Source organism: Rhizobium sp. 10PS4, assembly GCF_032464805.1.
Lineage (GTDB): Bacteria > Pseudomonadota > Alphaproteobacteria > Rhizobiales > Rhizobiaceae > Rhizobium > Rhizobium laguerreae.
Genome location: NZ_JAWDIW010000008.1, coordinates 127,468 through 147,100 on the forward strand (window position 1 = coordinate 127,468; position 19,633 = coordinate 147,100).

Sequence of the window (19,633 nt, forward strand, 5' to 3'; positions counted from 1 at the left end):
GTGCAAGCGGCCACATAAACCTCCATGCCTAAAGCGTGTCGCAATCTTTCAGATTCGCTCCTTGCGCTTTAGGTCTTTGTTTTTACGCATGTCGCGCAAAACCGCAGCACACTTTTGCGCGACATGCTTTAGCAAGGGCAATGGGTGAACGGGATCATGAAAGACATATTCATCGTCGAAGACGACGCGCTGATTGCCATGCTGCTTGAGGACATGCTTGCCGATCTCGGCTACCGGGTCTGCGCCAGCGCACCCGACCTGGAACGAGCGCTGACAGCCGCCAGGGATACGGAGTTCGACGCTGCAATTCTCGATGTCTCGCTTGCCGGGCAGAGTTCGTTGCCAGTCGCAAAGCTGCTCGACGAACGCGGAAAACCCTATCTCTATGCTACGGGATACGGCACGCCGCCTGATGGCAGCAGCCCAAGCACGCTGCCCGTGCTGCAAAAACCCTTCCAGCTCAGCGAACTCGAACAGGCGATGAAGCGGCTTACCGAAGCCTGACTTTCCTATTCAGCGCACCTGATCGAGCAGACGCTTGCATTCCAGGAGGTCGTAGAGCGCCTCCTGCAGCAGCGCCCTGTCTTCCTTGCCAATGCTCGACTTGCCGATCGAGACTTCCTGCTCGTCGTCTCCAGCGACGAAATTGAAGAACCGGCGGGTGATCGGCGGCTTGGCGCGGCCGACGATCTGGTCTTCGTCAGCCATGCCGACGCGCGGTTCCCCGGCACCCGTGTCCTGCACGCCCGACGCAAGCGCCTCGACGCTGGCGAGGTCGCCATGGCCGACCGATATGACGAACTTGTTGCCATTGGTCTTCAGAAGCTTCTGCACACCCTTGATCGTATAGCCATGATCATAGAGCAAATGCCGGATGCCCTTGAGGAGGTCCACGTCCTCCGGCCGATAGTAGCGACGGCCGCCGCCGCGCTTCATCGGCTTTATCTGGGGAAACCGCGTCTCCCAGAAGCGCAGCACATGCTGCGGCAGATCAAGATCGTCTGCGACTTCGCTGATGGTGCGAAAGGCATCGGGGCTCTTGTCCAACGTCATGCTACTACGCGACCTCGCGGCTCGATCCTACGGCGACTCATCATATTTCAACGGTTTGGCGCCGACAATTCAAGTCATGTCTTGACGTTGCGCACAAGGACGGAGAGTGCGAGAGAGAAAAAAAGCCGTTTCCGAAACGGGAAGCCGATTATCAGGGAGCCGGATTCAGCGGCTTCAGCTTGATCTTGCGAGCGACATGCGATTTGAGGATGCGTGTCTTCAACACGTTCGACGCCTTGAAGGTCATGACCCGGCGGGGGGAAATCGGAACCTCTTCGCCGGTCTTCGGGTTGCGGCCGATCCGCTCGTTCTTGTCGCGCACCTGGAAGGTGGCGAAGGAGGAAAGCTTGACGGTTTCGCCACGCACGATGGCGTTGCAGATCTCGTCGATGACGGTTTCCACAAGTTCGGCAGATTCGGTCCGGGAAAGCCCGACCTTTCGGAAAACGGATTCCGCCAGGTCTGCTCGCGTCACTGTTTTTCCGGTCATGGTTTCCCCGCCCATACAAATATTTTGTGAAATCGCACGAAGAGTATTTGTCTTGCGCCTTACGGTCAAGCTCTTGTTCGCCGCCAGTTTTTTAGGTTTCGTGCCTACCAGCGCAGCAGAACCGCACCCCAGGTAAAGCCGCCGCCCATCGCTTCGAGCATCACCAGGTCGCCCTTCTTGATGCGGCCGTCGCCGGCAGCGGTCGCAAGTGCCAACGGGATCGAGGCAGCCGACGTATTGCCGTGCAGGTCGACGGTGATGACGACCTTCGCGGCATCGATGTTCAGCTTCTTCGCCGAACCGTCGATGATGCGGCGATTGGCCTGGTGCGGCACCAGCCAGTCGAGGTCATCGGCGGTGGTGCCGGTCGAATCGAAAGCCGCCTGGATAACATCGGTGATCATGCCGACGGCGTATTTGAAGACCTCGCGGCCTTCCATGCGCAGCTTGCCGACAGTGCCCGTCGTCGACGGGCCGCCATCGACATAGAGCTTTTCCTTGTGCGAGCCGTCGGAACGCAGATGTGCGGTCAGCACGCCGCGATCGCTAACGGTACCCTCGCCTTCTGTCGCTTCGAGGATGATCGCGCCGGCGCCGTCGCCGAAAAGCACGCAGGTGGTGCGGTCGTTCCAGTCAAGAATGCGCGAAAAAGTTTCGGCGCCGATGACGAGAACGCGCTTTGCCAGCCCGCCGCGGATATAGGCATCCGCGGTCGTCACCGCATAGACGAAACCGGTGCAGACGGCCTGGACGTCGAAGGCGAAGCCGTGGCTCATGCCGAGCCGGTTCTGGATGTTGACTGACGTCGCCGGAAACGTGTTATCAGGCGTCGAGGTGGCGCAGATGACAAGATCGATATCGGCAGGCGTCAGGCCGCCATTGGCAAGGGCTGCGCGCGCAGCGGCCTCGCCCAGCGACGCCGTCGTTTCGTCATCACCGGCGACATAACGTTGGCGGATGCCGGTGCGCTGGACGATCCATTCGTCCGATGTATCGACGATGGCCTCCATGTCACGATTGGTCATTACGCGCTTCGGAAGTGCGGCTCCGAACCCGCGAACCACTGAACGGATCATCTTTGATTGAACCCCATCGCTCATGCCGCTTCCGGGCCCATCGGGGGCAGCCGCTTGGCATGATATTTCTTAAGATCATTTTCTATTTTCTGATTGAGGCCGTTCTTGGCCATGTCGTAGCCGACTTCGATGGCGGCTGCGATGCCTTCGGCATTCGCCCCGCCATGGCTCTTGATGACGATGCCGTTCAGGCCGAGAAACACGCCGCCATTGACCTTGCTCGGATCGAGCTTCTCGCGAAGCATGTCGAAGGCGCTTTTGGCAAAGAGGTAGCCGATGCGGGCCAGCAGCGTGCGCGACATGGCGGCACGCAGATATTCGCCGATCTGCTTGGCTGTGCCTTCGGCGGTTTTCAGGGCGATATTGCCGGAAAAGCCTTCGGTGACGACAACGTCGACCGTGCCCTTGCCAAGGTCGTTGCCCTCGACGAAGCCGGAATATTCGAGCGAATCGATGTTCGCCTCGCGCAACAGCCGGCCGGCCTCCTTGACCTCCTCCTGGCCCTTCATCTCCTCGACGCCGACGTTCAGAAGACCGACCGTCGGACGTTCGACCTCGAAAAGCGCGCGCGCCATCGCGCCGCCCATCAGGGCAAAATCCATCAGCTGCTGCGCATCGGCGCCGATCGTCGCCCCAACATCGAGCACGATGCTCTCACCCTTCAGCGTCGGCCAGATCGCGGCGATCGCGGGACGCTCGATATTGGCCATGGTGCGCAGACAGAACTTCGCCATCGCCATCAGCGCGCCGGTATTGCCGGCCGAGACCGCGACATCAGCGTCACCGGTCTTCACCGCCGCGATCGAGCGCCACATGGTGGAGATGTAGCGGCCACGGCGCAGCGCCTGGCTCGGCTTCTCATCCATGGCGACGGCAAGCTCGCAGTCGTGAAAGATCGATTTTTCCCTCAGCTTCGGAAACTTGGCGAGAACCGGATCGCACTGTTCCTTGAGACCATAGAGAACGAAGGAAATATCCGGATGCCGATCCAACGCCTTGGCGGCGCCGGGGATGACAACCTGGGGACCAAAGTCGCCACCCATGAGGTCGAGAGATATTCTGATCACGCGTCCCTGATCCTTCTTTTCGCCGAGGGCGAAATTTCGGCCAAAATACCGGTTTTGGCGTCGCTTACAACTGAATTGTGTCAAATGCCAGAGGGGCTTCAGTCCTTTTTCCAGTCCTTGAGAGCCGCGAAAGCGGAGGGCTTTTTGTCGTCCTCGCCGCTGTCTTCGACATGGCCGGCGAATTCGATACCCGGCTTGCGCGGATAGGGATCGATCGCCAGAGCGGCGAATTCGGCAACCACCTCGCCGGCGTCGATCGTATCGCCGACAAAGTTCTCGGGCAGATCAGGACCGTCGGGATCGAGCAGCATCTCGCCGGCGTCGTTGCCGGCCTGACGGGCAAGCTTGGAGCCCTCCGGCACGAAGATCTGCTCGAAGCTCTCGTCGATGGCGGATTCGACCGGTTCCAGCGTCACGACGCAGGACTGGACGATCTTCGCCTGCACGCGGCCCTTGATGCGCACGCCGTCGCGCTTCCAGCGGGCAATCTGCAGATCGGCGCTGAGATCGTCGACGGAGACGACGTTCCAGGTCCGGGCCAACGCCTTCAGTTCGCTGGCGTCGGCCTCGACATGAACCTCGACGGGGTTGGCCGAGATGTGGCCGACCTTGACTTGATAGGAGAAGGGAACATCGTCCCGATCATTCTGCATCGTTTCCTCCTTCAGGTGATCGGCGGGCAGGCGACCGGTGGGAGCGTTGCCGAACCGGTGGCGATCACCTCTTCGGCTACGGCGGACAGATGCGCTTCCGCGGCCATCATCCACCCGGCGAGGCCGGACATATCGGCCGGCGCTTCGGTTTCTGGGTAGATATTGCGCTGAAGAGCAAGAGCGAGGGCTTCGGCGTCGCCTGTGTCCATCGCCTTCGAATAGGCTTCGAGCCGGCCGTAAAACATGCCGGCGAGCTTCTTCATGCGCTTCGGCACGCTGTTGTCGCCGATGCCGAGTTCGCGGATCGAATAGTCGATATCCTGGAAGAAAGCGTCGACGATCTCCTGGGCGATTTCCTGGCCGCTGGTGGCGGAAGCACGGGTGCGGCGAAAAAACAGAATCATGTCGATCGACAGCATCTCGAAACGGCCCATGACCGTATCCGGCACATTGAGCCGCTCGTAGAGTTCCGGCATGCGCGCGGCCGCCGCCAACGCCGCATATTGCCTGTCGACGATCGCCTGATTGTTGTTTTTCTTGCGGAAGAGCCCGAGGATCATTGTTTTTTCCGGAAATGCCTCATTCTTCATGCCGGCTGGCGTCTGGCCTTGTTGCATGATTTCGAAAGCTGGTTTACCGAAGCAGGCGCGAATTGCAATGCCGATCATGGTCAGTTTCGGAACGACGCCTTCGATGCGTCAGCGAAGCGAATTCGGGAAATTCGACCCGGAATGGCCACAATGGTTTTGCAGGAGGAAAGCGTGCAAGGCCCCAAATGGCTGCTATCGACACTCACAGGGAGTAGATGTCGTTGAAGAAACGGTATTTCAAGTCTGACATGAAATTCTTCAGCAGTGCGGCCATTGCCCTCATAATTGCCTCCACTACCGCTCTCTCCGGTTGCCAGACCAGCACCGTTCTCAACGGCGGCTACGTCGCCGACCAGCAGTCGCTGAACTTGGTTCCGGAAGGTTCCAGCCGCGAGCAGGTGCTGCTTTCGCTCGGCACCCCGTCGACGACGGCGACCTTCGACGGCGAAGTCTTCTACTACATCTCGCAGCGGCGCACGCGTGCGGTCGCCTTCCAGAAACTGAAGGTCGTCGATCAGAGCGTTCTGGCGATCTATTTCGACAAGGACGGCGTCGTCAGCCGCCGCGCCAACTATGCGCTGCAGGACGGCAAGGTGTTCGACACGATCGGACGCGTCACGCCGACCGGCGGCAAGGAACTCACCTTCCTGCAACAGATGCTTTCCGGCGGCAGCGCCGCGAGTGCTGCCCGCAGCCTGTTCGGCGGTGGCGCCGGCGGCACGCCGCAGAACCCAAGCAGCCTGCGCTGATCGGACACGCCTTATACGAAAACCCCGCCGGATCGCTCCGGCGGGGTTTTTTGATGGTCGCTGCGTCAGCTTGAAGTGTGCCAAGCCGGCGCCGTTGTTTATCCGGCGAGAACGGCCAGCAGCAGCAGCGCGACGATGTTGGTGATCTTGATCGCCGGGTTGACGGCGGGACCGGCGGTATCCTTGTAGGGATCGCCGACGGTATCGCCGGTGACGGAGGCCTTGTGCGCATCCGAGCCCTTCATGTGACGCACGCCGTCCTTGTCAACGAAACCATCTTCGAAGCTCTTCTTGGCATTGTCCCAGGCGCCACCGCCCGATGTCATCGAGATGGCGACGAAGAGGCCGTTGATGATGACGCCGAGCAGCGATGCGCCGAGGGCAGCAAAGGCGGAGGCCTTGGAGCCGGAGATGAGAAGCACGCCGAAATAGACCACGATCGGCGCCAGCACCGGCAGCAGCGACGGCACGATCATCTCGCGGATGGCGGCCTTGGTCAGAAGGTCGACCGCCCTGCCGTAATCCGGCTTTTCCGTACCCTGCATGATGCCGGGTTTTTCCTTGAACTGACGACGCACTTCCTCGACGATCGCGCCGGCCGCACGGCCGACGGCGGTCATGGCGATGCCGCCGAAGAGGTAAGGAATGAGACCTCCGAAGATCAATCCAGCCACCACGTAAGGGTTGGAAAGATCGAAGGAAATTTCGCCGATGCCGGCAAAATAAGGGAACTTGTCGCCATTCGCCGCAAAATATTTGAGGTCATAGGAGTAGGCCGCGAAGAGCACCAGGGCGCCGAGACCGGCAGAACCGATGGCGTAGCCCTTGGTCACGGCCTTGGTCGTATTGCCGACGGCATCGAGCGCATCGGTGGATTTGCGCACCTCCGGCGGCAGATGCGACATTTCGGCGATACCGCCGGCATTGTCCGTCACCGGTCCGAACGCGTCGAGCGCGACGATCATTCCGGCAATGCCGAGCATGGCCGTGACCGCAATGCCGGTGCCGAACAGGCCGCCGAGCTGGTAAGTGGCGAGAATGCCGCCAACGATGACGATCGCCGGCAGTGCCGTCGATTCCAGTGAAACCGCCAGGCCCTGGATGACGTTGGTGCCGTGACCGGTGACCGAGGCCTGGGCGATCGAGACGACCGGGCGCTTGCCCGTGCCGGTATAATATTCAGTGATCACGACGATCAGCGCGGTGACGACGAGGCCGATGATGCCGCAGAAGAAGAGGTTCGCGCCTGATATGTCGGCGCCTCCGACGGAGCCGATCGATCCCCAGCCAATGGTGAGCGAGGTGGCAGCGCCAAGACCGACGATCGACAGCAGACCGGTGACGATGAGGCCCTTGTAGAGAGCGCCCATGATCGAGCCGTTCGAGCCGAGCTTGACGAAGAAGGTGCCGATGATCGAGGTGATGATGCAGGCGCCGCAGATTGCCAGCGGATAGACCATCGCAGACTGGAGGATCGGCGCACCGGCAAAGAAGATCGCCGCGAGAACCATGGTGGCGACGACCGAGACCGCATAGGTCTCGAAAAGGTCGGCCGCCATGCCGGCGCAGTCGCCGACATTGTCGCCGACGTTATCGGCGATGGTTGCCGGGTTGCGCGGATCGTCTTCGGGAATGCCGGCTTCCACCTTGCCGACGAGATCTCCGCCGACATCGGCGCCCTTGGTGAAGATGCCGCCGCCGAGACGGGCGAAGATCGAGATCAGCGAAGCGCCGAAGCCGAGCGCCACCAGCGCATCGATGACTTCGCGCGAGCCGCTCTCATGGCCGAGCCCGATGGTCAAGACCGTATAGTAGATGGAAACGCCGAGCAGCGCCAGGCCAGCCACCAGCATGCCGGTGATCGCACCCGACTTGAAGGCGATGTCGAGGCCGGCGGAAAGGCTGACGGAAGCCGCTTGGGCGGTGCGCACATTGGCGCGGACGGAGACATGCATGCCGATGAAACCGGCAGCACCGGAAAGCACGGCGCCGATCAGGAAGCCGATCGCGGCCTCGCCGGAAAGAAGCAGCCAGGCTAAAATGAAAACAACAACGCCGACAATGGCAATGGTTCTGTACTGGCGCGTCAGATAGGCTTGCGCTCCTTCGCGGATATAGCCCGCGATCTCCTGCATGCGGCTATTGCCCTGATCGGCGGCAAGCACCGACCGGGTTGCCCAGGCGGCATAAACCACCGAGAGCAGACCGCATGCGATTACGCATAAAAGAATCGTCATTTCGCTCTTTCCTCCCATAGGCCGGAGCTCACTCCTTCTCCGGCAGATACGCCGCCGAATCGCCTTCCTCTCCACAGAAATGCCACAGCTAAGCGGTGCGGAGATTGCGTGGTCGATCACGTGGCGTCAAGACCGCAACGGGCGAAAACCATTGCGGTACAAAGAAAGGCGTAGGGGGATTGTTTGGCGGCTAAAGACTTATTTCTTCGCCTCGCCGCGGACCTGCTTTGCGATGCGGTCGAGCACGGCGTTGACGAGCTTCGGCTCGTCGTCATCGAAGAAGGCCTGGGCGATCTCGACATATTCGGTGACGATGACCGCCACCGGGACGTCCTTGCGGTCGGTGATCTCGAAAACGCCGGCGCGCAGGATGGCGCGCACGGTGCTGTCGAGGCGCGACAAGGCCCAATCATCCTGCAGGGCTGCGGCAATCAGCGGATCGAGGCGGACCTGATCGCGCACGACACCGGAGACGATGGAACGGAACCAGGCGGCATCGGCTTTCAGATAAGTCGCGCCATCGATTTCCTGACCAAGACGGTACGCCTCGTATTCAGCCACGATTTCCAGAACGCCCGTGCCGCCGACATCCATCTGATACAGGGCCTGAACGGCAGCAAGGCGGGCAGCGCCCCGCTGGTTCGCAGTCTTGACCGGCCGTTCCGTCTTGTCGTCGTTCATTCGTTATGCACCCAGTTTCTGCTTCAGCTCGATCATGGTCAGAGCTGCACGAGCGGCAAATCCGCCCTTGTCCTTGTCCGAGCGGCTCACGCGCGCCCAAGCCTGTTCGTCGTTTTCGACGGTCAGGATGCCATTGCCGATGGCAAGGGACTCGCTGACCGCAAGATCCATCAAGGCGCGCGAGGATTCGTTCGACACGATATCGAAGTGATAGGTCTCGCCGCGAATGACCATGCCAAGGGCGACATAGCCGTCATAATGCGCTCCGCCATTGTCGTCTCCATCGAGCGACATGGCAATCGCCGCCGGAATTTCCAGTGCGCCGGGAACGGTGACGACCTCGAAGGTGGCGCCGGCCTCCGTCAATGCGAAGGTCGCGCCTTCGAGCAGGGCGTCGGCCATGTCGTCGTAGAAGCGGGCCTCAACGATCAAAATATGGGGAGCGGTCTCTCTCGGCATGGTTCACCTTCAGTTGGCGGGACATTTACCCACTCGGCAGGCCGCGGTCAAAACATGCCTTCGTCCGAATGGCAAGCAATTTCGCCCGATGCCGCAATGGGAAAGAGGAAATATCTGCAAGGGGATAGCCGCGCCCTGTATGCACAGCTGGGCACGCCTCTGAAATCAGCTTTCCCGGACGCCTGGAAAGCGGCAATTCGAAGGCAGTTTTCGTGAACAATTCTTAATGGATTTTCAGTGGTTTAACCCATTGAATCGCGAATGGGAGAACGCCAATTCCATGTCGTGACGCAGACGATCCCCTGCAACGACAGCCGACCGTCTAAGCAGATGAAAGGATACAAATCATGCACCGCGTTCTCACCATCACCCTCGCTACCGCCCTCTCCTCCATCGCGTTTGCCGGCGTCAGCCAGGCCGCAAGCCTTGGGATGAACACCCCTCAAGGCATCGAGCAGACGCTCAGGAGCTACCAGGGCAATGATTTCAATGTCCAGGAGGTTTACAACTGGCGCAACTTCGACGACGAGACGAGCGGCCCACACTCCGCACCGCAGCGCTCCGGCCAGGCTATCCGCGGCATCCAGGCCTCGATCGACGCCAACAGGTCGCTTGCCCACCGCCTCAACAATGAGGGTGTCAATATTCGCAATGTCGTCAATGCCGAGCAGGCGGCCGATGGAAGTCTGACCTTCTACGTCCGCTGATGGCTCCAGCGCATAGCCCGAAGATCGGATCGGTTTTTGGGTTATGCGTGGGATTGAAAGTGATAGAGCGTCCTCAGCGTTTTCTGTTGGACGCATGGCGCTCCAAGCATGGGCGGCGGTCTCCTCACCGGCCATGCTGGGGATTTCCGAGATAAAGCATTGAATTTTCCGACGCGATGATGGTTTCTCTTCCTGCAACAGGAGGACACCATGGCGACGGAACCGAAAGCGGTGATCAATACCGCCGATCTCAAGCTCGACCACTGGAAACAAGGCGAATTCTACGAAAGCGCCGACACCTCGTTTGGCGCGCTTCTTGGCCTTGCCGGCCTCGGTATCAGCTACAACGAGGTGCCGTCAGGCAAATCGAGCTGTCCGTTCCACAATCACCATGTCGAAGACGAGCTTTTCTACGTGATCGCCGGTACCGGCGAATACCGCTTCGGCGATGCGCGCCATGCGATCAAGGCGGGCGACGTGCTCGGCGCGCCGGCCGGCGGGCCTGAAACGGCGCACCAGATCATCAATACCGGCACGGCCACACTCGTCTATCTCGGCATTTCGACGATGGCGAAGACCGAGATCGTCGAATATCCCGATTCCGGAAAGTTCCTTGCCAAGACCAACAGGGACCGTGCAGAAACTAAGCGCTTCCGTCATATCGGACGGCCGGAAGGCAACCTCGACTATTGGGACGGCGAGCCCGGCGCCTGAGGACGTGTTTTTTTCATAAGGACCCGATGTGACCGACATTCCGACCATCGAAACGGCACGTCTGACGCTTCGCCCGCACCGCCTCGACGATTTCGACGCGCATGCGGCGCTATGGGCGGACGAGGATGTCGTGCGCTTCATCACCGGCGTGCCGTCAACGCGCGAGCAGAGCTGGAGCCGCATGCTGCGCGTTGCCGGCATGTGGCACCATATGGGCTTCGGCTTTCTGGCGATCGTCGAAAAGGAGAGCGGCCGGTTCATCGGTGAAGCGGGCTTCCTGGAAGCCCGCCGCGAGATGGAACCCTCGATCGAGGGGACGATGGAGGTCGGCTGGGCGCTGATGCCTTCGGCGCACGGCCGCGGTTATGCCACCGAGGCGTTGACCGTCCTGATCGGCTGGGCGGAAACGCATTTTCCCGGAAAGCCGATGAGCTGTATCATCAGCCCCGAGAACCAGGCCTCGCTGCGGGTCGCAGCCAAGCTCGGCTTCCGCGAGACGGCGCGCACGCACTACAACGGCGAGATCATTCAGTTTGCGCGGTAGGCGCCGCGCGTCCAACAGGACGGCTTTCACTTATGCGCTCGGGAATTCCGCCAGCCGGGCGGCGTAACGCGCCATGGTGTCGACTTCGAAATTGACGAAATCGCCGGCCTTGCGATCGCCCCAGGTGGTGACATCGAGCGTGTGGCGGATGAGCAGCACGTCGAAATCCGTGCCGTCGACCGCATTGACCGTCAGCGAGGTGCCGTCGAGTGCGATCGAACCCTTGGGGGCGACGAATTTCGCCAGATGTTCGGGCGCGCGCAGGCGGTAGCGTGTGGCGTCGCCTTCTGCTGTCACCGAGAGGATTTCCGCCTTGCCGTCAACATGGCCGGAAACGATGTGGCCGCCGAGTTCATCACCGATCTTCAGCGACCGTTCGAGATTGATGCGGCTGCCCTCCTCCCAGGCGCCGATCGTCGTCAGCCGCAACGCCTCTTCCCAGGCCTCGACCTCGAACCAGCGACCATTGCTGCCTTCCTGCGGCAGACCAGTGACGGTGAGGCAGATGCCGGAGTGAGAGATGGATGCGCCCATATCGATGGTCGCCGGGTCGTAACTCGTCGCAACGCGGAGCTTGATACCCTCCTTCAGCGGCGAAACGGATTCGATCGTACCGATATCGGTGACTATTCCGGTGAACATCAAAGCCCTCTTTCGTATTCGTCCAGGCGATCTTCGCCGAACATCAGCGTGCCCGTATGGACAAAACCCGATGGTATGTCGGTTGTCAGCAGCGGGGATTCAATACCGCGCTCGCCGATGACACCGGGCGCCTGATAAAGCTGGATGCGGTCGACGAGGCCAGCTTCGAGGAAAAGCCGCGCGGTCTTTGCACCGCCCTCGACCAGAAGCGAGGAAATACCGCGCGTCGCGAGCGCCGGCAACAGGACTTCCGGATGATAGGGATTGCAGTAGAGCACCTCGACGCCGGCGGCTTCTAGCGCGGCACGGCGGGAGTCCAATGCGGCACCCCCCTCTGCCCTGCCGGGCATCTCCCCCACAAGGGGGGAGATCGGATCGGGGTTAGCCCCTTGCCCTACGTCTTGCCTCAAGCCGAAACCATCACCATCGGAAACTGGGGAATTCGGATCGCGCCTCTTGCCGATCTCCCCACCTGTGGGGGAGATGCCCGGCAGGGCAGAGGGGGGTAATCCCTCCGCATCAGCCGACAACGGCCACACTTCCTCACTCGCCACCACGATGACCGGCACCTCCCGCGCCGTCTCGACGAGCTTGCCCGTCAGCGGCAATGCCAGCGAGGGATCAAGCACGATGCGGATCGGCGATTGCGATTCAAGACTTGGCGTCCGTACCGTCAGCAGCGGATCATCCGCAATCGCGGTACCGATGCCAACCAGGATCGCATCGGTTTCGGCGCGCAGCGCCTGCACCTGGGCGCGGGCCTCCGGGCCTGTTATCGCTACCTGCCCTTCCCCTGCGCGGCCGATCATGCCGTCGGCGGAAACGGCAAGCTTGAGAGTCACATAGGGGCGATTCTTCGTCTGGCGGGTGAGATAGGCGGCAAGCGAGTGCCGGCCCTCTGCCTCCAGCACGCCGGTATCCACCTCTATGCCGGCTTCGCGCAGCATAGCGATGCCGCGGCCGGAGACCCGCGGATCGGGATCGGCGACGCTGATCACGACGCGGGCAACGCCATAGGCGATCAGCGCCTCGGAACAGGGCGGCGTTTTGCCGTGATGCGAGCAGGGTTCGAGCGTCACATAGGCAGTGGCGCCGCGGGCGAGCGCGCCGGCTTCAGCGAGTGCTTGCGTCTCGGCATGCGGGCGGCCACCGAGCGCCGTCACCGCCCGGCCGACGATGACGCCATCCCTGACGATCAGGCAGCCGACGGAGGGGTTTGTGGCGGTGCGGCCGAGATGCCAGCGCGACAGACGGATCGCCGCCGCCATGAAACGTTCGTCATGCGGCGTGATGCTCATGGCTCACCTGTCCAGCGGGTCGCGGGCGATCTTGGCGTTGATTTCGGAAATGACCTTCTCGAAATCCTCGGCAAGCGAGAAATCCCGATAGACCGAGGCGTAGCGCACGAAGCCGACATCATCGAGGCTCTTCATGGCTTCCAGCACCTGCAGGCCGATCTGTTCGGAGGAGATCTCGGTCTCGCCGGAGCTTTCAAGCCGCCGGACGATGCCCGAGACGGCGCGCTCGATACGATCACGCTCGACCGGGCGTTTGCGCAGCGCCACTTCGAAGGAGCGCACCAGCTTGTCGCGGTCGAAGGGCACCTTGCGGCCGGTCTTCTTGATGACCATTAGCTCGCGCAGCTGCACACGCTCGAACGTGGTGAAGCGGCCGCCGCAATCCGGGCAGATGCGCCGCCGGCGGATGGACGTGTTGTCCTCCGCCGGGCGCGAATCCTTGACCTGAGTATCTTCCGAACCGCAATAGGGGCAGCGCATCCCTACTCCTTATCCCATGTAGCCGTACATGGGGAAGCGGTCGGTGAGGCTGACCACCTTGCCGCGCACAGCGGCTTCGACGGCAGCGTTACCTTCATCGGAATTGGCGACCTTCAGGCCGTCGAGAACTTCGACGATCAGATTGCCGATCTCGCGGAATTCCGCTTCCTTGAAGCCGCGGGTCGTGCCGGCCGGTGCGCCGAGGCGCACACCCGAGGTAACGAAGGGCTTTTCCGGATCGAAGGGAATGCCGTTCTTGTTGCAGGTGACGTAGGCGCGGCCAAGAGCTGCCTCGGCGCGTTTGCCGGTGGCATTCTTCTTGCGCAGGTCGACCAGCATCAGATGATTGTCGGTGCCGCCGGAGACGACGTCGAGACCGCCGGCAACAAGCGTTTCGGCAAGCGCCTTGGCGTTCTTGACCACCTGCGCGGCATAATCCTTGAATTCCGGCTGCAGCGCCTCGCCGAAGGCCACAGCCTTGGCGGCGATGATGTGCATCAGCGGGCCGCCCTGCAGACCGGGGAAAACGGCCGAATTGAACTTCTTCGCCAGATCCTCGTCATTGGTGAGGATGACGCCGCCGCGCGGGCCGCGCAACGACTTGTGGGTCGTCGTCGTCGCGACATGGCAATGCGGGAACGGCGACGGATGAACGCCGCCGGCGACAAGGCCGGCGATGTGGGCCATGTCGACCATAAGGTAGGCGCCAACCGAGTCGGCGATCTCGCGGAAGCGCTTCCAGTCCCAGATACGGGAATAGGCAGTGCCGCCGGCGATGATGAGCTTCGGCTTGGTTTCCTCGGCCTTGCGGGCGACTTCATCCATGTCGAGCAGGTTGTCGCCTTCGCGCACGCCGTAGGAGACGACGTTGAACCACTTGCCGGACATGTTGACCGGCGAACCATGCGTGAGGTGGCCGCCCGAGTTCAGGTCGAGACCCATGAAGGTGTCGCCGGGCTGCAGCAGCGCCAGGAACACGGCCTGGTTCATCTGCGAACCGGAATTCGGCTGGACGTTGGCGAAATTGACGCCGAACAGCTTCTTGGCACGCTCGATCGCCAGTTCCTCGGCGATATCGACGAACTGGCAGCCGCCGTAATAACGCTTGCCGGGATAACCCTCGGCATATTTGTTGGTCATGATGGAGCCCTGGGCTTCCAGCACGGCGCGGGAGACGATGTTCTCAGAAGCGATCAGTTCGATCTCGTGCCGTTGGCGACCGAGTTCCTTTCCGATCGCGCCGAAAATGTCCGGATCGACGTCCGCAAGCGAGCGATTGAAGAAGGATTCGGTGGAAGCATTGGTCATGGGCGGGCTCCTCAACTGGAATGCGCTGAGGTATTAGCCTTCCGCCGTGGCGAGAGCAATACGAGGAACGACATTTGCTGAGCAAAGCGCGCGCTCACGCTCTTTTGCGGCTGCGGTGCGCCGATACCAGCGACCACATCGAGGATGTGCCTCTACCGCCCATAAAAAAACCGCGCCGAAAAAAGCGCGGTTTTCGAATTGCGAGGCAGAGGTCGCCGCTTACTGGACCGGCTGTTCCATGCCAGCCGTGGTGTCGAGCGCCAGCTCCGCATTGCCGTCCATCTGATAGATGTCGTCGCGGAACTGGACGATGCCGTCGGGCATGCCCCAGGCAGAGATATAGACGAAATAGACCGGAACTTCCGCGGCGAGTTTGATCGGCGTGTTGACGCCGGTTGCGATCACCTGCTCCATCTGCTGGCGGTTCCAGCCGGGGGTCTCGCGCAGCAGCCAGTTCGTCAGGTCGCGCACGTTCTGAACGCGGACGCAGCCCGACGATTCAAAGCGCATCAGCTTGTTGAACAAGCCCTGCTGCGGCGTGTCGTGCATGTACTCGCCGTTTTTATTGTAGAAGTTGATCTTGGTCGACGCCATGGCATTGGTTTTGCCGGGGTCCTGGCGGAACATCAGGTTCGGCGCCTCGCCGTTCCAGTCGATGGTCTCGGGGGCGACTTCATTGCCCTTGCCGTCGAGCAGGCGGATGGCATTCTTTTCGAGATAGGTCGGATCCTTGCGCATCAGCGGCATGATGTCTTTCTCGACGATCGAGCGTGGTGCCGTCCAATAAGGATTGAGGATGACCTCGTAGATCTTCGAATTGACGAGATGCGTCGGGCGGCTGAGACGGCCGACAACCGCGGTGTGGCGCGTCGCGACACTGCCGTCTTCAACAGCCTCCACATAGGCGGCAGGGATGTTGACCATCAGGTGACGGCGGCCCAAGTCTTCAGGGAAGGTCTGCAAACGGACGACATTGGTGTTCAGCTGCTGCAGGCGGACATCGGCAGGGATGTTCATCGCCTTCAGCGTGAATTCGCCGATAACGCCATCGGCCGGCAGGCCGTGACGCGCCTGGAAGCGCTTGACGGCGCCGTCGACATAGGAATCGAAGGCGTTGGACAGGCCGGCCTCGCGTGGCAGATCGCCGGTGATCGCAAGGCGCTGGCGCAGCGCCTGGACGGCGGGAGAGCTGACGCCGAGCTGGAGGCGCTGGTCACCGGGGTTGACCTCAGGCCAGCCGCCGGCTGCGGCGATCTGCTGATACTGCATAATTGCCTGCTGCGCGCTCGCGACCGATTGCGGTCCGAGGATCGGCGTGTTGGAAACCATGGCGGTCGCTGTGCGCGACGCCGCCTTGGCGTCAAACTGGTCGTCCCAGTTGCCGCGGCGCGGCGCATTGATCAGCGTATCGAGCGCCGATTGCGCGAATGCCGGCGCGGCAAGCGCGCCGGCGCCAACCGTTGCCGCGGACGCAAGGAAGGCGCGGCGCGAGAGAGCTTCAATTCCGTTTTTCTTCGACATAGTCCCAACCACTGAATGCCGCTATAAAGAGAATCTGCGGCCTTTTGCGATATCACTGCGCTTTAACGCAGATCCCAGTCCATTCGTTGTCCCGGCGCACCGAAAAATTCCGCTTGCCCCATCACAAGATTGCGATGCGGCAGCCTGAACATTCCTGATCGGTCTATTGAAAGCGCCGGTTGTTAGGCCTTCCGCTGCCACACCAATATGGCCAATTCGTGTTGCCGGGCCGGAAGACGGACATGCCGACTGCCGGAAACAGGACGCAACGAACCATATGACGGGGTAAAGCGTGCCGGTTAATAACGGCTAAAAAACGGCTTGAAAACACGCGAGACCGCTTGGCCCGCCCTGCGTTGCAAAGGTGCCACGCAAGAGCAAACGGCAAAACCGGACACGCAGGGCCGCATCCGGTTTTGGTCAACCCTGGAAGGAGGTCAGGGGTCTTAAAGGCGATACAAAATCTGATCGTTCCAGAAACGGTCCAGACGCTGGAGCAGTTTGTTCATCTGGGTGAACTCGTCCGTGCCGATGCCGCCGACCTTGTCGATCGAGGCGATGTGGCGTTCGTAGAGCTTGGCCACCGTTTCGGCGATGTCCTGGCCGGTTTCGGTCAGGCTGATGCGGACCGAGCGGCGGTCGATGCGCGAGCGCTGGTGGTTGATGAAGCCGAGATCGACCAGCTTCTTGACGTTGTAGGAGACGTTGGAGCCGAGATAGTAGCCACGCGAGCGCAGCTCGCCGGCGGTCAGCTCGGAATTGCCGATGTTGAAAAGGAGCAGCGCCTGGATGGCGTTGACGTCGCTGCGACCCTGACGGTCGAATTCGTCCTTGATGACGTCGAGAAGACGACGGTGCAGACGTTCAACGAGATGAAGGGATTCCATGTAAAGATCACGGATGTCGTGGTCCTGCTGGTCACGGAAGGTCGATACCGCCTGCGGCTTGATTTTCGTGTTCATATTGACTGCCTCACTGTTTGTTTAGCGGTGTGTTTTCTTCCCGCCTTGAGTGAGACCCTATCGAATACATATAAAATTCGACTTAAACCGCAGGCTTAACGGAGCCTTACCGGTAACTCCACGTTGTCTCAGGGTAAATCAACACTTACCTGGCGGCGATGCCGGCGCTTTTCCAGCCAGAGCAGCAGGCGGAAAATCAGGTAAACCACGGCGACGATGACATGCAGCAGGATGATCAGCTGGTTGGGGCCGAAAATATCCGGCAGCAGGCCATACATGAGGATTTGTCCGCCGGCGGCCAGCACCCAGATGACGGGCCCCCAGGAGACGGTGAGCCAGAGGCCGAGGGAGGCGACGGGGAAGAGCACGGCGAGGCTGGTGCTCGCCACCTTCCACGGCAGGCTCAAAAGATCGAAGCGGCCGGCGCCGACCAGCGAATAGCCGACGAGCATCGCCCAGTATTGCAGGCCGAACCAGAAGCAGGATAAGGCAACCAGTCTCAGGAAGAGAATGAAGAGGATATCCGCCAGTGTGCGTTTCGGTATCGTCGGGGTATCGGTTTCCATAGCGCAGACATCGGTTTGGGGTTGCATCTTCATAAAGAACGCCGCGTGTCCGACAGACGCGCTGGAGAACGCTTTATCACTTTGAGTTTGCGCATACCCCCGAAAAATCGATTCCGATTATCGGCATCATGCGCCAGAGGTTCTTCCGCCGCGGCCAATCGTCCGGTTTGGATTTTCCAGGCGCCATGATAATGAGCGCTCCGATAAATGGAATGGGCCAGGGACAGATATCATGCAGGACAGGACGCATCTCGTCGACGACATCACCGGCCATCGCCGCATGCGGCGCAACCGCAAGGCGGATTGGACGCGCCGGCTGGTGCAGGAGAACCGGCTGACGGTCGATGACCTGATCTGGCCGATCTTCATCGTACCAGGTTCCGGCATCATCGATCCGATCCCGGCCATGCCGGGCGTCAACCGCATGAGCATCGACAAGGCCGTCGAAGCGGCGCGGGAAGCCGCCGGCCTCGGCATTCCCGCACTCGCCACCTTTCCGAATATCGAGATGGAGCTGCGCGACGAGACCGGCTCGAACAGCCTCGAAGCCAACAACCTGATCAATCAGGCGACGGCGGCGATCAAGAAGGCAGTGCCTAATATCGGCATCATTACCGACGTCGCGCTCGATCCCTTCACCAGCCACGGCCATGACGGCATTCTCAGAGGCGGCGAGATCGTCAATGACGAGACGGTCGACCAGGTGGCGCGCGCCGCCGTGATGCAGGCGGATGCCGGCGCCGACATCATCGCGCCGTCTGAGATGATGGACGGACGCATCGGCGCGATCCGCATGGCGCTCGATGCGGCCGGCCACCAGAGCGTCGGCATCATGAGCTATGCGACGAAATTCGCCTCCGCCTTCTACGGTCCCTATCGCGAGGCGATCTCGACGGGCGGGCTGCTGAAAGGCGACAAGAAGACCTATTATATCGACCCCGCCAACGGCACCGAGGCGATCCGCGACGCTGCCCTCGACGTCGAGGAAGGCGCCGACATGCTGATGGTCAAGCCCGGCCTGCCCTATCTCGATATCTGCTGGCGGATGAAGGAGGCCTTCGGCCTGCCGACCTTCGCCTACCAGGTCTCCGGCGAATATACGCAGATCAAGGCGGCGGCGATGAATGGCTGGATCGATGGCGAGCGGGCGATGCTCGAAACGCTGCTGTCGTTCAAGCGGGCGGGCTGCGACGGCGTCCTCACCTATTTCGCGGTCGAAGTGGCGAAGATTCTCATCAAACGCTGATTCTGGCCGATCCGGCCTAAAATCATCCGCACCCAGGGCAGATTATTGCATTTGGCCCTGCCGATACCATATCAGCGGCATCGCTTTTCCTGAGGAGATTGAGATGAGCTACAACCCTAATCCGCTTTATGCCGCACCGGAGGACTGGCGCGCCTATAGCGGCGTGTTGAGCCGCCGGGTCTTCGCCTTCATCCTCGACTACGTCATCGTGGCGCTGCTCTGCATTCCCGCGGCGATCGTGCTGTTCTTCCTGTCGATCGTCACGCTGGGGCTCGGCTTCTTTCTCTACCCTGCCCTCTTCGTCATCGTCGCCGGCATTTACTTCGGCCTGACGGTGGGCGGGCCGAGCCAGGCCTCGCTCGGCATGCGCGCCATGGGAATTGCGATCGTGCGCGTCGACGGACGGCCGATGGATTTCATGACAGCGATCGTGCATCTGGCACTGTTCTGGATCCTCAACTCGGTACTGACACCGCTCATCCTGCTTGCCGGCCTGTTCATCGAACGCAGCCGTCTCGTTCACGACCTGCTTGTGGGCACGGCGACGGTGCGCACGGCCTGAGACACTAACTGCGACCCCGGGGCGGAGA

23 protein-coding genes are annotated in these 19,633 nt (G+C 61.2%); 7 read left to right on the forward strand and 16 right to left on the reverse strand.

The window, feature by feature from the left end; translation table 11 throughout:
* The first annotated feature begins 156 nt into the window (after positions 1-156).
* A complete protein-coding gene (locus RWJ89_RS16830) occupies positions 157-504 on the forward strand; it encodes a response regulator (RefSeq protein WP_017959885.1) in 348 nt (115 codons plus the stop codon).
* A gap of 9 nt (positions 505-513) precedes the next feature.
* On the opposite strand, the gene RWJ89_RS16835 is transcribed toward RWJ89_RS16830, so the two are convergent.
* The 6 genes from RWJ89_RS16835 to RWJ89_RS16860 form a co-directional block, all read right to left on the reverse strand.
* A complete protein-coding gene (locus RWJ89_RS16835) occupies positions 514-1,053 on the reverse strand; it encodes a MerR family transcriptional regulator (RefSeq protein ID WP_017959884.1) in 540 nt (179 codons plus the stop codon).
* A gap of 151 nt (positions 1,054-1,204) precedes the next feature.
* On the reverse strand, positions 1,205-1,543 hold the full coding sequence (locus RWJ89_RS16840; protein ID WP_003547228.1) for an integration host factor subunit alpha: 339 nt from the start codon (positions 1,541-1,543) through the stop codon (positions 1,205-1,207).
* Positions 1,544-1,647: 104 nt separating this feature from the next.
* Positions 1,648-2,619 (reverse strand): beta-ketoacyl-ACP synthase III, encoded by a 972-nt coding sequence (locus RWJ89_RS16845; protein ID WP_012756903.1) that lies wholly within the window; start codon positions 2,617-2,619, stop codon positions 1,648-1,650.
* A 20-nt stretch (positions 2,620-2,639) separates the two neighbouring features.
* The gene (gene plsX / locus RWJ89_RS16850; protein WP_011651316.1) at positions 2,640-3,686 is read right to left on the reverse strand and encodes a phosphate acyltransferase PlsX; all 1,047 of its coding nucleotides are present in this window, start codon (positions 3,684-3,686) and stop codon (positions 2,640-2,642) included.
* Between the two features lie 98 nt (positions 3,687-3,784).
* Positions 3,785-4,339 (reverse strand): YceD family protein, encoded by a 555-nt coding sequence (locus tag RWJ89_RS16855; RefSeq protein WP_017959881.1) that lies wholly within the window; start codon positions 4,337-4,339, stop codon positions 3,785-3,787.
* Positions 4,340-4,350: 11 nt separating this feature from the next.
* Positions 4,351-5,007, reverse strand: coding sequence for a ubiquinol-cytochrome C chaperone family protein (locus RWJ89_RS16860; protein WP_131664261.1), 657 nt, complete (start codon positions 5,005-5,007; stop codon positions 4,351-4,353).
* 137 nt (positions 5,008-5,144) lie between these two features.
* Here RWJ89_RS16860 and RWJ89_RS16865 point away from each other — a divergent pair, with 137 nt between their 5' ends.
* Positions 5,145-5,678 carry an outer membrane protein assembly factor BamE gene (locus tag RWJ89_RS16865; protein ID WP_020049423.1) on the forward strand — a complete coding sequence of 178 codons (534 nt, stop codon included), beginning with the start codon at positions 5,145-5,147 and terminating at the stop codon, positions 5,676-5,678.
* A gap of 98 nt (positions 5,679-5,776) precedes the next feature.
* Here the strand turns inward: RWJ89_RS16865 and RWJ89_RS16870 are convergent, their stop codons facing one another.
* The 3 genes from RWJ89_RS16870 to ribH all read right to left on the reverse strand — a co-directional run bounded on the left by RWJ89_RS16870 (position 5,777) and on the right by ribH (position 9,055).
* A complete protein-coding gene (locus RWJ89_RS16870) occupies positions 5,777-7,915 on the reverse strand; it encodes a sodium-translocating pyrophosphatase (RefSeq protein WP_131664262.1) in 2,139 nt (712 codons plus the stop codon).
* 198 nt (positions 7,916-8,113) lie between these two features.
* Positions 8,114-8,596, reverse strand: a complete 483-nt coding sequence (nusB, locus tag RWJ89_RS16875; protein WP_020049422.1) for a transcription antitermination factor NusB — start codon at positions 8,594-8,596, stop codon at positions 8,114-8,116.
* Positions 8,597-8,599: 3 nt separating this feature from the next.
* Positions 8,600-9,055 carry a 6,7-dimethyl-8-ribityllumazine synthase gene (gene ribH, locus RWJ89_RS16880; protein WP_316031159.1) on the reverse strand — a complete coding sequence of 152 codons (456 nt, stop codon included), beginning with the start codon at positions 9,053-9,055 and terminating at the stop codon, positions 8,600-8,602.
* Positions 9,056-9,402: 347 nt separating this feature from the next.
* On the opposite strand from ribH, the gene RWJ89_RS16885 reads away from it, so the two are divergent.
* The 3 genes from RWJ89_RS16885 to RWJ89_RS16895 all read left to right on the forward strand — a co-directional run bounded on the left by RWJ89_RS16885 (position 9,403) and on the right by RWJ89_RS16895 (position 11,020).
* On the forward strand, positions 9,403-9,762 hold the full coding sequence (locus RWJ89_RS16885; protein WP_168270373.1) for a hypothetical protein: 360 nt from the start codon (positions 9,403-9,405) through the stop codon (positions 9,760-9,762).
* Positions 9,763-9,972: 210 nt separating this feature from the next.
* A complete protein-coding gene (locus RWJ89_RS16890) occupies positions 9,973-10,476 on the forward strand; it encodes a cupin domain-containing protein (protein ID WP_316031160.1) in 504 nt (167 codons plus the stop codon).
* A 28-nt stretch (positions 10,477-10,504) separates the two neighbouring features.
* Positions 10,505-11,020, forward strand: coding sequence for a GNAT family N-acetyltransferase (locus RWJ89_RS16895; protein ID WP_316031161.1), 516 nt, complete (start codon positions 10,505-10,507; stop codon positions 11,018-11,020).
* A gap of 30 nt (positions 11,021-11,050) precedes the next feature.
* On the opposite strand, the gene RWJ89_RS16900 is transcribed toward RWJ89_RS16895, so the two are convergent.
* The 7 genes from RWJ89_RS16900 to RWJ89_RS16930 all read right to left on the reverse strand — a co-directional run bounded on the left by RWJ89_RS16900 (position 11,051) and on the right by RWJ89_RS16930 (position 17,797).
* The gene (locus RWJ89_RS16900) at positions 11,051-11,662 is read right to left on the reverse strand and encodes a riboflavin synthase (RefSeq protein ID WP_168282691.1); all 612 of its coding nucleotides are present in this window, start codon (positions 11,660-11,662) and stop codon (positions 11,051-11,053) included.
* Positions 11,662-12,960 (reverse strand): bifunctional diaminohydroxyphosphoribosylaminopyrimidine deaminase/5-amino-6-(5-phosphoribosylamino)uracil reductase RibD, encoded by a 1,299-nt coding sequence (gene ribD / locus RWJ89_RS16905; RefSeq protein WP_168282693.1) that lies wholly within the window; start codon positions 12,958-12,960, stop codon positions 11,662-11,664. The genes RWJ89_RS16900 and ribD overlap by 1 nt, the downstream gene beginning before the upstream one ends.
* A gap of 3 nt (positions 12,961-12,963) precedes the next feature.
* On the reverse strand, positions 12,964-13,440 hold the full coding sequence (nrdR, locus tag RWJ89_RS16910) for a transcriptional regulator NrdR (RefSeq protein ID WP_003547190.1): 477 nt from the start codon (positions 13,438-13,440) through the stop codon (positions 12,964-12,966).
* 9 nt (positions 13,441-13,449) lie between these two features.
* The gene (gene glyA / locus RWJ89_RS16915; RefSeq protein ID WP_020049415.1) at positions 13,450-14,748 is read right to left on the reverse strand and encodes a serine hydroxymethyltransferase; all 1,299 of its coding nucleotides are present in this window, start codon (positions 14,746-14,748) and stop codon (positions 13,450-13,452) included.
* Positions 14,749-14,967: 219 nt separating this feature from the next.
* Positions 14,968-16,269 (reverse strand): L,D-transpeptidase family protein, encoded by a 1,302-nt coding sequence (locus RWJ89_RS16920; protein WP_020049414.1) that lies wholly within the window; start codon positions 16,267-16,269, stop codon positions 14,968-14,970.
* 446 nt (positions 16,270-16,715) lie between these two features.
* Complete coding sequence (ldtR, locus tag RWJ89_RS16925; RefSeq protein ID WP_003547156.1) at positions 16,716-17,231, reverse strand: transcriptional regulator LdtR; 516 nt, start codon at positions 17,229-17,231, stop codon at positions 16,716-16,718.
* Positions 17,232-17,359: 128 nt separating this feature from the next.
* Positions 17,360-17,797: a DUF6163 family protein gene (locus tag RWJ89_RS16930; protein ID WP_062940717.1), complete on the reverse strand. Its 438-nt coding sequence runs from the start codon at positions 17,795-17,797 to the stop codon at positions 17,360-17,362.
* A gap of 232 nt (positions 17,798-18,029) precedes the next feature.
* Here RWJ89_RS16930 and hemB point away from each other — a divergent pair, with 232 nt between their 5' ends.
* On the forward strand, positions 18,030-19,043 hold the full coding sequence (gene hemB, locus RWJ89_RS16935) for a porphobilinogen synthase (protein WP_206989509.1): 1,014 nt from the start codon (positions 18,030-18,032) through the stop codon (positions 19,041-19,043).
* Positions 19,044-19,146: 103 nt separating this feature from the next.
* Positions 19,147-19,605: an RDD family protein gene (locus RWJ89_RS16940; RefSeq protein WP_003547150.1), complete on the forward strand. Its 459-nt coding sequence runs from the start codon at positions 19,147-19,149 to the stop codon at positions 19,603-19,605.
* The last annotated feature ends 28 nt before the right edge of the window (positions 19,606-19,633 follow it).